Origin of the sequence: Mesorhizobium sp. M7D.F.Ca.US.004.01.2.1 (assembly GCF_003997785.1) — a bacterium.
GTDB lineage: Bacteria > Pseudomonadota > Alphaproteobacteria > Rhizobiales > Rhizobiaceae > Mesorhizobium > Mesorhizobium loti.
Window position 1 is genome coordinate 1 of sequence record NZ_RZRQ01000195.1, and the last position, 11,508, is coordinate 11,508.

At 62.0% G+C, this 11,508-nt stretch carries 13 protein-coding genes; 3 read left to right on the top strand and 10 right to left on the bottom strand.

The genetic code is table 11. The features are described from left to right. Positions 1-19: 19 nt before the first annotated feature. From ispH to coxB, 10 genes are all read right to left on the bottom strand, one after another. Positions 20-1,030, bottom strand: coding sequence for a 4-hydroxy-3-methylbut-2-enyl diphosphate reductase (gene ispH, locus EN993_RS23100; protein WP_109662268.1), 1,011 nt, complete (start codon positions 1,028-1,030; stop codon positions 20-22). An 89-nt stretch (positions 1,031-1,119) separates the two neighbouring features. Continuing rightward, positions 1,120-1,875, bottom strand: a complete 756-nt coding sequence (locus EN993_RS23105; RefSeq protein ID WP_164757765.1) for an SURF1 family protein — start codon at positions 1,873-1,875, stop codon at positions 1,120-1,122. After that, entirely contained in the window at positions 1,872-2,258 is a 387-nt protein-coding gene (locus EN993_RS23110; RefSeq protein WP_164548642.1) for a DUF983 domain-containing protein, read from the bottom strand. Before EN993_RS23110 ends, EN993_RS23105 begins: the two co-directional genes overlap by 4 nt. Positions 2,259-2,279: 21 nt before the next feature. Further along, a complete protein-coding gene (locus EN993_RS23115; protein ID WP_109662264.1) occupies positions 2,280-2,771 on the bottom strand; it encodes a L,D-transpeptidase family protein in 492 nt (163 codons plus the stop codon). Positions 2,772-2,862: 91 nt separating this feature from the next. Beyond that, positions 2,863-3,750 (bottom strand): cytochrome c oxidase subunit 3, encoded by an 888-nt coding sequence (locus EN993_RS23120; protein ID WP_109662262.1) that lies wholly within the window; start codon positions 3,748-3,750, stop codon positions 2,863-2,865. Between the two features lies 1 nt (position 3,751). Next, entirely contained in the window at positions 3,752-4,384 is a 633-nt protein-coding gene (locus EN993_RS23125; RefSeq protein ID WP_126068401.1) for a cytochrome c oxidase assembly protein, read from the bottom strand. Next, a complete protein-coding gene (locus tag EN993_RS23130) occupies positions 4,384-4,542 on the bottom strand; it encodes a hypothetical protein (RefSeq protein ID WP_109662257.1) in 159 nt (52 codons plus the stop codon). Before EN993_RS23130 ends, EN993_RS23125 begins: the two co-directional genes overlap by 1 nt. A gap of 2 nt (positions 4,543-4,544) precedes the next feature. Further along, positions 4,545-5,489 carry a heme o synthase gene (locus EN993_RS23135; protein ID WP_109662255.1) on the bottom strand — a complete coding sequence of 315 codons (945 nt, stop codon included), beginning with the start codon at positions 5,487-5,489 and terminating at the stop codon, positions 4,545-4,547. A 76-nt stretch (positions 5,490-5,565) separates the two neighbouring features. After that, positions 5,566-7,218, bottom strand: coding sequence for a cytochrome c oxidase subunit I (gene ctaD / locus EN993_RS23140; RefSeq protein WP_126068400.1), 1,653 nt, complete (start codon positions 7,216-7,218; stop codon positions 5,566-5,568). Positions 7,219-7,256: 38 nt separating this feature from the next. Further along, positions 7,257-8,156 (bottom strand): cytochrome c oxidase subunit II, encoded by a 900-nt coding sequence (coxB, locus tag EN993_RS23145; RefSeq protein WP_127264917.1) that lies wholly within the window; start codon positions 8,154-8,156, stop codon positions 7,257-7,259. Positions 8,157-8,531: 375 nt separating this feature from the next. On the opposite strand from coxB, the gene EN993_RS23150 reads away from it, so the two are divergent. From EN993_RS23150 to EN993_RS23160, 3 genes are all read left to right on the top strand, one after another. Continuing rightward, positions 8,532-9,071, top strand: a complete 540-nt coding sequence (locus EN993_RS23150) for an invasion associated locus B family protein (protein ID WP_109662248.1) — start codon at positions 8,532-8,534, stop codon at positions 9,069-9,071. 131 nt (positions 9,072-9,202) lie between these two features. Then, a complete protein-coding gene (tldD, locus tag EN993_RS23155; RefSeq protein WP_127264916.1) occupies positions 9,203-10,615 on the top strand; it encodes a metalloprotease TldD in 1,413 nt (470 codons plus the stop codon). Between the two features lie 182 nt (positions 10,616-10,797). Continuing rightward, positions 10,798-11,475 (top strand): transglutaminase-like cysteine peptidase, encoded by a 678-nt coding sequence (locus EN993_RS23160; protein ID WP_164757766.1) that lies wholly within the window; start codon positions 10,798-10,800, stop codon positions 11,473-11,475. Positions 11,476-11,508 lie beyond the last annotated feature (33 nt).

Genomic DNA, 11,508 nt, shown 5'->3' on the forward strand with positions numbered 1-11,508 from the left:
GTGTAGACCGCCATGTGCCTTACGCGGCTCCATTGACGAAGGCCATGTCGGCTCGCGTCAGTTCGACATCGCGCAGTACCCGCATGACCGGAAAATCCTCCGTTTCCGTGGCCGTGATGGCCAGGTCGATCGTGACATCGAAGCGCTGCCGGAACGCATCGATGATCTCGTCGACGATGATTTCGGGCGCCGACGCGCCGGCCGACAGGCCGAGCGTCGAGATGTTGCCGATGTCGTTCCACGGAATCTCGGCGGCGCGCTGCACGAGAAGCGACATCGAGGCGCCGGCACGTTCCGCCACTTCGACAAGGCGCCGCGAATTGGAGGAATTGGGCGCGCCGACGATCAGATAGAGATCGGCGCCGGCGGCGGTCTCCTTGACCGCCTCCTGGCGGTTGGTGGTGGCGTAGCAGATCGATTCTGCCGCCGGCGCCTGCAGGGCTGGAAAGCGATCCTGCAAGGCGCGGATGATGCCGGCGGTGTCCTCGACCGACAAAGTGGTCTGGGTGACGAAGCCGAGCGCCTGCGGGTCGGCAGGCGCAAGCTTGGCGGCATCGGCTTCGGTCTCGATCAGCGTCACCGCTCCGTCCGGCAGCTGGCCCATGGTGCCGATCACCTCGGGATGTCCGGCGTGACCAATCAAAAGCACATGGCGGCCCAGCCGCTGATGGCGCATCGCCTGCTTGTGGACCTTCGATACCAGCGGGCAAGTGGCATCGAGATAGAAGAGATTGCGCGCCTGGGCATCCGCCGGCACCGACTTCGGCACGCCATGCGCCGAGAACACGACCGGGCTCTGGCGGTGTTCGGCCGGGATCTCGGAGAGTTCCTCAATGAAGACGGCGCCAAGGCTTTGCAGCCCCTCGACGACGTAGCGGTTGTGCACGATCTCATGACGGACATAGACCGGCGCGCCATATTTCTTCAGCGCCAGCACGACGATCTGGATGGCACGGTCCACACCGGCGCAAAAACCGCGCGGCTGGCAGAGCCGGATCGTCAAGGGAGGCTTGGTGGTTGTCTGGAGCATTAAATCCTGGCCGGTTCGTCAGCGCCGAAATGAGGCGCCTACCCCCGTCCTGTCAAGGGCGATGGCCCTGTCAAGGGTGTCGGTCGCGTTCATTCCTCTTTCGCTGGGCGGCGAAGCCGCAGGATGAGCACGGCGGCGAGCGCTGCGGCAAGGCCATACCAGGTCATCGCATATTGCAGATGGCTGTTCGGCAGGTCGATGATGGTGACGCCGCCGACCGGCAATCCGCCTGGATTTGGCGTCTTGTCGGCGTCGATGAAGATCGGCACCAGCGCAGCACCCGCCGGCAGCCCGGCGCTCGCCGCCATCACATCGCGGTCCTTCCAGTAGAAGATGTTCTTTGCCACGTCGTTGTCGGGGAGCATCATCGACGGCTTTGCCGGCAGCGGATTGCGGGCAAGTCCCGTGACCGTCACCTTGCCTGTCACCTGTCCCTTGGCGCGCTTGGCGGCATCCTTCAGATCGTAAGGCACGAAGCCGCGATTGATCAGGACGAAGCGGCCATCGTCCAGGGCAAGCGGCGTATAGACGTTGAAGCCAGCGTCACCTTCCCAGGTCGCGTAGAAATGCCGTTCGCCCTGATGCAGGAAGGTGCCGGTGACGGTGACCGGCGTGTAGTCGACGTCCCCAGTGGCGGCGAATTCTTTCTCAACCTCGGCCAGCGGCCGTGGCACCGAATGGGTGCGCTGGTCGATGGTCTCAAGAAGACCTTCCTTCCAGTACAGGCGTTGGACCTGCCAGGTGCCTAGCGCCAGCAGGATCGCGAACAGCCCCAGGCCAAGGCTGAACAGCAATGCCATCCGTGGCCGCGAACGGCCACCGGCTTTGACGGACGCCTCGCTCATTCGCCGCGATCCAGCCGGCCCTCGGCCGCCTTGTTGCGGTATTGCAGGGTGAGCAGCACGCCCTTGATCAGCCGCAGCGCCGTCAGGCACAGCACGACAGCCAGCGGGATCCAGACCAGCAGATGCAGCCAGAGCGGCGGGCTCAGCGTGACTTCAACCCAGAGCGCCAGACCGACAATGAGGAAGCCTATGATCAGGATGACGAAGACCGCCGGCCCGTCGCCGGCATCGGCGTAGGAATAATCGAGGCCGCAATTGACGCAGCGCTTGCCGACAGTGAGGAAACCGGCAAACAGCCGCCCCTCGCCGCAGCGCGGACAGCGGCCGTGCAGGCCTGCCGAAATCGGGTCGATCGGAGGCCAGATCGCCCTATCTTCACTCATGGAAGCGTCGTCGCTCATTGCTTACCGCTCGATCTCGATCGGTGTGCCATCGGCCACCAGTGCCCAGATTTCGTCCATGTCGGAGTCCGTAACCGCAATGCAGCCATCGGTCCAGTCGACCAATTGAAGCAGCCAGCCCCACCAGCCATAACCGTTTGGCTGGCCGTGGATCATGATCATGCCGCCCGCGTCGACATTGCGCGCCTTCGCGCCCGCCAGATCGTCGGTATTGGGATATGAAATATGGATCGACTTATGCGCGATACTGTTCGGGTTGCGCCAGTCGAGGACATAGCTCCCCTCGGGCGTGCGTTGATCGCCCTCTTGGTGCTTGTGCCCGACAGGATCGCCGCCGAGCGCGATGCCGTAGCTTCGCAGGACCTTGCCGTCGCCGATCAGTTCCAGCCGCCGTTCCGACTTGTCGACACGCACCAGATCGACCCTTTCCGCGGCAAGGGCCGGGAATGCCGTGATCGTGAATGCGCAAATCGCCCACGGAATTGTCAGCCGCATGAGCTATCGATCAGCGATCATTGCGCCGAAAAGAAGAAGGCGGCCAAGTTGCCGTGGCCGCCTTTTCGAAATGGAAATCCCAGATGCTAGATCAGTGGCCTTCGATCACCGCGCCGACCGATCCCCAGACGTAGATCGAGGCGAACAGGAACAGCCAGACCACGTCGACGAAGTGCCAGTACCAGGCGGCCGCCTCGAAGCCGAAATGCTGCTTGGGGGTGAAGTCGCCCTTCATCGCCCGGATCAGGCAAACCAACAGGAAAATGGTGCCGATGATGACATGGAAACCGTGGAAGCCGGTCGCCATGAAGAAGGTGGCGCCGTAGATGGAATCCTTGAAACCGAACGGAGCGTGCATGTACTCATAGGCCTGCACCATGGTGAACAGCATGCCCAGGCCGACGGTCAGCACCAGGCCGTTGATCAGCCCCTTTCGATCGCCATGGATGAGCGAATGGTGCGCCCAGGTGACCGTTGTGCCCGACAGCAGCAGGATGATGGTGTTGTAGAGGGGCAAATGGAAGGGATCGAGAACTTCCATGCCCTTCGGCGGCCAGACGCCACCGGTAAATGTGTGGCGCGCGTAGTTCTGTGCCTCGCCGGCAAAAAGGCTGGCATCGAAATAGGCCCAGAACCAGGCAACAAAGAACATCACCTCCGAGGCGATGAACATGATCATGCCATAGCGCAGATGCAGCGACACGACCCGCGTGTGATGGCCCTCATGCGCTTCCTTGATCGTGTCCGACCACCAGGCAAACATGGTGTAGAGGACGATCACGATGCCGATGAAGAACAGCCACGGATTGGCGATGTTGAAGCCGAAGATCGGGAAGCTGCCGCCCTTCAGGTACTCCATCAGGCAGACGCCGCCAAAGGCCATGACGAGCGCCCCTATCGAACCCAGGAAAGGCCATGGGCTCGGGTCGACGAGATGATAGTCATGCTGTGGTTTTGCGTGTGCGTGCGCGTCTGCCATATCAACCCCCGAGATTTGCTTCGGTATTGGAAATTGTCTTGCTATTGCCCTGTGCCGGCTCCGAGGAGGCGACCGGCTTGGTCTTCTCGACCGGGAACATCGTGTAGGACAGGGTTATCGTCTTCACGTCCTTCAGTTCCGGCACGTTGACAATATCGGGGTCCACATAGAACAGGACCGGCATGTCCAGCGTCTCGCCGGGCTTCAGCGTCGTGTCGGTGAAACAGAAACACTCGACCTTGTTGAAGTAGGGACCCGCCAGTTCGGGCTGCACATTGAAGGTGGCACGGCCGGTCACGGGGCGATCGAACTTGTTGGTGGCCTTGTAGTGCGCCTGCACCGTCTCGCCGATCTTCATGGTCATCGAGCGCTGGACCGGTTGGAACTCCCACGGCACGCCGGCGATGTTGGCATCGAAGCGGACGGTGATTTCACGGTCGAGCACGCGGCCGGCATACTGCTTCTCGGCACGCTGTGTCGTGCCGCCATAGCCTGTCGCCTGGCAGAACATCTTGTAGAGCGGCACCGCGGCATAGGCCATGCCGATCATGCCGGTGAAGAAGGCAAGACAGACCGCCGCGACAATGACGTTGCTGTTCTTGCCTGTCGCTTTTTTGGACGTCTCGACGCTCATCACATCGTGCCCAGATTGTGGCCGAACTTCACGATGGTTGCGATGTAGAAAATGACGACCAGCAACGCCAGCGCCACGCCAATGGCGATGGAACGGCTACGCTGGGCCTTCTTCTGACGCTCGGTCAACGTGATAGTCTCGAGCTTTTCTTCGATCATAGTCATGCTCCACCCATGGCAAGCGCGCGTTCGACAACGCTGTCGGCCAGATAGGCAGCGAAGATGGCGAAGAGATAAAGCAACGAATAGGCGAACAAGGCCTTAGCCGGTTTCATCACGCGGTCGTCGTCGGCCATGCCAAGCACTTTCCATGCGTACCAGACAAAACCGACCCCGAGCAGCACGGCGGCCACGCCATAGATCGGCGTGGTGTAACCAAGCAGCCACGGCGCCACCCCGACCGGGGCCAGCACCAGCGCGTAGGCGAAGATCTGGCGGCGCGTCGAGGCGTGTCCGGCGACATTCGGCATCATCGGGATACCGGCCTTGGCGTAGTCCTCGGACTTGAACAGCGCCAGCGCCCAGAAATGCGGCGGCGTCCACAGGAAGATGATCAGGAACAGGATCAGGCTTTCGAGGCTGACCGTTCCGGTCACCGCGGCCCAGCCGATGACTGGCGGAATGGCGCCTGCAGCACCGCCGATGACTATGTTCTGCGGCGTCCAGCGCTTCAGCCACATCGTGTAGACGACGGCGTAGAAGAAGATGGTGAAGGCCAGCAGCGTCGCCGACAGCCAGTTGACCAGCACGCCGAGCGTCATCACCGACAGCACCGAAAGCACCAGCCCGAAGCTCAGCGCCTCGTGCGGCTGGATGCGACCGGCCGGGACCGGACGGCTGGCGGTCCTGGTCATCACCGCGTCGATGTCGGCGTCGTACCACATGTTGAGCGCGCCGGAGGCGCCAGCACCTATCGCAATAGCCAGGATGGCGATCACCGCCAGCAGCGGGTTGATGGTCACCGGTGCGGCGACGAGACCGACAAAGGCGGTGAACACCACCAGCGACATGACGCGCGGCTTCAGCAGGGCGAAGAAATCGCCCGCCGTCGCTTCCGACATGCGAAAGCCCGCTTCGTCAATCAATGGGTCGTCGACAAGGGCCATGCGTACTCAAGTCCATCATTCCGTTGGCCAAAACCGCCGGCGGACCGGCGGTTTCGTATTCGAGAGGGCAGCCGCCTTACTTGATCTTCGGCAGCTGTTCCCACTGGTGGAAAGGCGGCGGCGAAGGCAGCTGCCATTCGAGCGTCGTTGCGCCCTCGCCCCACGGGTTGGCACCGGCAACCCGCTTCTTCTGGAAGGCTTCGAACACGCAGTAGAGGAAGATCAGTACGCCGACGGACGAGATATAGGAGCCAATGGACGACACATAGTTCCAGCCGGCAAACGCATCCGGATAGTCAATGGTGCGGCGCGGCATGCCGGCGAGGCCGAGGAAGTGCTGCGGGAAGAAGATCAGGTTCACGCCGACGAAGGTAACCCAGAAGTGGGTGTTGGCGATGACGGGCGAATACATGTAGCCGGTCATCTTCGGGAACCAGTAGTACCAGCCGGCGAAGATGGCGAACACCGCGCCCAGCGACAGCACGTAGTGGAAGTGCGCGATCACGAAATAGGTGTCATGCAGCGAACGGTCGAGGCCGGCATTGGCCAGCTGGACGCCGGTGACACCACCGATGGTGAACAGGAAGATGAAGCCCAGCGCCCACAGCATCGGCGTCTTGAACGAGATCGACCCGCCCCACATCGTCGCGATCCAGGAGAAGATCTTCACGCCTGTCGGCACCGCGATGACCATCGTGGCGAAGACGAAATAGCGCTGCGTGTCGAGCGACAGGCCGGTCGTATACATGTGGTGCGCCCAGACGATGAAGCCGACGGCGCCGATCGCCACCATGGCGTAGGCCATGCCGAGATAACCGAACACCGGCTTCTTCGAAAAGGTCGAGATGACGTGGCTGATGATGCCGAAGCCCGGCAGGATCAGGATGTACACTTCCGGGTGACCGAAGAACCAGAAAAGGTGCTGGAACAGGATCGGATCGCCGCCGCCATCGGGAGCAAAGAAGGTGGTGCCGAAATTGCGGTCGGTGAGCAGCATGGTGATGCCGCCGGCCAGAACCGGCAACGACAGCAGCAGCAGGAAGGCGGTGACCAGCACCGACCAGGCAAACAGCGGCATCTTGTGCAGCGTCATGCCAGGCGCACGCATATTGAAGATGGTGGTGATGAAGTTGATGGCGCCAAGGATCGACGACGCACCGGCAATGTGGATCGACAGGATCGCCAGATCCATCGCCGGTCCGGGCTGCCCCGAGGTCGAAAGCGGCGGATAAAGCGTCCAGCCGCCGCCGACGCCATACGCGCCCGGCGCGCTCGGCATGAACATCGAGGTGAGCAGCAGGATGAAGGCCGGCGGCAGCAGCCAGAAAGAGATGTTGTTCATGCGCGGGAACGCCATGTCGGGCGCGCCGATCATGATCGGAACCATCCAGTTGGCAAAACCACCGATCAGCGCCGGCATGACCATGAAGAAGATCATGATCAGGGCGTGCGCGGTGGCGAAGGCATTGTACATGCTCTTGCCGCCGTCGATCGCGGCGTCACCGTTCATGCCGTAGACCATCTGCGCCAGACCGCTGAATATCTGGATGCCAGGCTCCTGCAGCTCCATGCGGATGGCGACCGACAAGGCACCGCCGATGATGCCGGCCATGATCGCGAAGATCAGGTAGAGCGTGCCGATGTCCTTGTGGTTGGTCGAATAAACCCAGCGCACCCAGCCGTGATAAGGCTTGTGGTCGTGCCCGTCGTGAGCTGTAGCGTCTGCCATGTTCCGCTCCGTTCCCTAAATCTTGCTAACCCGCGGCATCAGTTGCCAGCGGCCGCTACCTTGTTCTGGCCGTCGACCGCGGCCATCAGCGTCTTGTTGGCGCCGGGCAGATCGGTCTTGGCTGCCGCCAGCCAGGTCTTGAACTGCGCGTCGGAGACGACACGGATGGCGATCGGCATGAAGGCATGGTCCTTGCCGCAGAGCTGCGAGCACTGGCCGTAGTAGAGGCCTTCCTTCTCCGCCTTGAACCAGGTCTCGTTGGTGCGGCCCGGAACGGCGTCGATCTTGATGCCGAACGACGGCATGGCAAAGGAGTGGATCACGTCGGTTGCGGTGACGAGCACGCGGGTCATGGTGTTGACCGGCACCACCAACTCGTTGTCGACGGCGAGCAGGCGCGGATAGACCTTGCGGTCCTCCTTGCCGGCGGCGGCGCGTTCGGTGTCCTGGAGGATCGCGGAGTTGAACGAGAGCGTGTTCTCGGTCTGGTACTCGTAGTCCCAGTTCCACTGGTTGCCGGTCGCCTTGACGGTCAGCTTTGCTTCTTCCGGCGGCGTGTACTGCGCGGTCAGCAGCTGGAACGAGGGAATGGCGAGGCAAAGCAGGATGACCACCGGGCCGACAGTCCAGATCACCTCGATCAGCGTGTTGTGGCTGGTCTTGGACGGAACCGGGTTCGCACTCGCGCGGAATCTGACGATGCAATAGGCGAGAAGGAGCAGCACCAGGATGGTGATCGGGACGATGAACCACATCGTGTAGTTTCCGAACCACTCGATCTGCCGCATCATGTCGGTCGCCGGCGCCTGGAAGGTTGTCTCCCAGTCCTTGGGCTGGTCGGCATGGGCGGATGTGCCAGCGAAAAACGTGACAGCGGCACAAGCACTTAGAAACTTGGCACTTGCTGGAACCTTGGCGTTTGCCAGGAAATTTCTCATCGCCCTCATCGTCTCCCAGTTCCTCGCGGCTGTACCACAAGAATAACGAACAATGCCGGGACGGGAATCCCGACAGTCTCAAGGTGGTTCAAACCATACTCTTTTTCCCTCCGCAAGAAAGGAGCGGACGAAACCGTGCGGCATTTTTGCGCGCAAGCCCGGATGTGCCTTTGAAGGCAGCGGCGGCGGCCCCGAATCGCCTATGCTGGGCCAACGGTGGCATTCCTGCCGGCCGCGCGTGCCGAACGTCGCAATTCGGGCGAAATTGGCAGGGAAAAGCGCCGTATTGGCTTTTTCGGGGCAGACCGGTTGCGGTCTCGTCCTTTACTTGGCTTTGGCGCGGCTTAAAGTGCCGTGATTCGCAATGGAGCCGTCATGATCCCTTGGCTTTCGAGAACCTTGGCGAAGGTCATCTTTCTCGCCGCCCTGTCTGGTGTCGGCTTGTCCGCGATCGGCCTGTCCGGCACGGCCAACGCCGCGCAACCGAGCGGCACGGTACGCTCGACGCATGGCGCGTGGTCGATCATCTGCGACACGCCGGCCGGCGCCACCTCGGAACAATGCGTGATGATGCAGAACGTCGTCGCCGAGGACCGTCCTGAGATGGGGCTGTCGGTCGTCGTGCTGCGTACCGCCGACAACAAGGCGGAGATCCTGCGCGTGCTGGCGCCGCTCGGCGTGCTTTTGCCCAACGGACTCGGTCTCAATGTCGATGGCAAGGATATCGGCCGCGCCTATTTCGTGCGCTGCTTCCAGGACGGCTGCTATGCCGAAGTCATTCTCGAAAAGCCGCTGCTAGACACGCTGAAGACCGGCACGTCGGCCACCTTCATCGTCTTCCAGACGCCGGAAGAAGGCATCGGCATCCCGGTCGATCTCAAGGGTTTTGCCGACGGTTTCGCCGCCCTGCCCTGACGCCCTAGCCTTGCGTCGGCGACCTGTCGGCGAACCGCATTTGTCATCACAACGCGGCTGGACGATTGTCTCGACGCGCCTTCGCGCCTACATCGTGGCAAAGACCCATTCCTCCTGTGAACGGATGCGCCATGAACAGCCTGATCGGCCAATTCGACATTTCAGACGATCGCATCAAGCAGATCGTCGCTGAGACCATCAACGGCGCCGACGACGGCGAGCTGTTCCTCGAATACAGCGAAAGCGAAGCGCTGATGTTCGACAATGGCCGGCTGAAGACCGCCAACTTCAACACCGACCAGGGGTTTGGCCTGCGTGCCGTGGCCGGCGAAGCCAGCGGCTATGCCCATTCCAGCGATCTCTCCGAGGCCTCGCTGCTGCGCGCCGCCGACGCCGTCTCAACCGTCAAGGGTGGTTATTCCGGCACGCTTGCCGCGGCGCCTGCCCGCACCAACCGCCATCTCTATGGCGACGAGAATCCGATCCCCTCGCCTTCCTTCGAAGCCAAGGCAAAGCTTTTGCAGGAAATCGACGCCTGGCTGCGCGCCGAGGATCCGCGCGTTCGCCAGGTTTCGGCGTCGCTTGCCGCCTCCTGGCAGCATGTCGAGATCGTGCGCGCCGACGGCCAGGTGGTGCGCGACATCCGCCCGCTGGTCCGCATCAACGTCTCCGTCGTGGTCGGCAATGGCGACCGCCAGGAGAGCGGTTCCTACGGCATGGGTGGCCGCAAGGCGTTTGGTGAGTTCCTGGTCGAGGACAGCTGGAAGCACGCCGCCAAGGAGGCGCTCCGGCAAGCTCTGGTCAATCTGGAGGCGATACCGGCGCCGGCTGGCACCTTCGACATCGTGCTATCGAGCGGCTGGCCGGGCGTCATGCTGCACGAGGCCGTCGGCCATGGGCTGGAAGGCGATTTCAACCGCAAGAAGACTTCGGCCTTCGCCGGCCTGCTGGGCCAGCAGGTCGCCGCCAAGGGGGTCACCGTCGTTGACGACGGCACCATGCCCGAGCGGCGCGGCTCGCTCACCGTCGACGACGAAGGCACGCCTTCGGCCCGCAATGTGCTGATCGAGGACGGCAAGCTGGTCGGCTACATGCAGGATCGGCAGAACGCCCGGCTGATGGGCATGAAGGCGACCGGCAACGGCAGGCGCGAAGGCTACGCGCATCAGCCGATGCCGCGCATGACCAACACCTACATGACATCAGGCGACATGGAGCCGGACGAGATCATCGCCTCGGTCAAGAACGGCATCTATGCCGTCTCCTTCGGCGGCGGCCAGGTCGACATCACTTCGGGCAAATTCGTCTTCGGCTGCACCGAGGCCTATATGATCGAGAACGGCAAGGTGACGCAGCCGATCAAGGGCGCGATGCTGATCGGCAACGGACCGGACGCCATGCACCGCGTTTCGATGATCGGCAACGACATGAAGCTCGACACCGGCATCGGCATGTGCGGCAAGGCCGGACAGGGCGTGCCGGTCGGCGTCGGCCAGCCGCATTTGCGCATGAACCAGATGACGGTGGGCGGCACGAGGGTTTGAGCGCGTCGTGGAGCGTATTTTGTCGGGATGGGCTCATGCTTGCGCTTTTAAGCCTGAATCCTTGTCGGTACCTTGAAGTGAACACAATCCACGTTAGGAAATTATTAAGTGTTTAAGTGCCTGGGCTGCCTTTTGCGCACGAACGCAGCACCAGCTTCCTCGTTGCGATCGTGGTTTTGGCAATGCGGCATTCCCCCGTCCTGACTTCGTCTTTGCTGCTTGGCTTTGTTTCGTTGATTGGTGCGACATCGCTGCAAGCTAGCCCGGCGGCGGCACAGTCGACATTGTTCAAGTCGCGATCGACGCAATCTTCCGTGGATGGGTTGCGCTCTGCCGCCGTTGGCGGAAGCACCAGCGTCCCCTACGGTTGGATCGATTTCTGCCATCGCCGGCCAAAAGAGTGCAAGGTGCCCGCTCTGCCGGCCGCGAATGTTAAGCTGACCGCGCAGAATCTGCGCATCCTCAAGCGGATAAATCAGAAGGCGAACAGCTCCATCAAGCCCGTCAGCAATTTCGATCACTGGGGCACGATGGCGGACCACTGGGATTACCCCGTGGACGGCATGGGCGACTGCAAGATCTACGCGCTCTACAAGCGCAAGCTTCTTTTGGAAGCGGGATTCCCCCGGCAGGCGCTGCTGATGACCGTGGTGCGCGACCTCGACAATGAAGGCCACACCATTCTGACGGTGAAAACCGACAAGGGCGATCTTGTCCTGGACAATCTGGTCAATGAGGTCAGGCCTTGGAACGCGACGGGCTATTACTTCCTGAAACGCCAGTCGCAGCAGAACCCAAACACGTGGGTGTCGATCAACCAACGGGGCGGCACGTCGAAACGACTGTCACCAAGCTCGTAGGAGTCGAAGCCTCCGGCTACCGTCGCCGCTTCG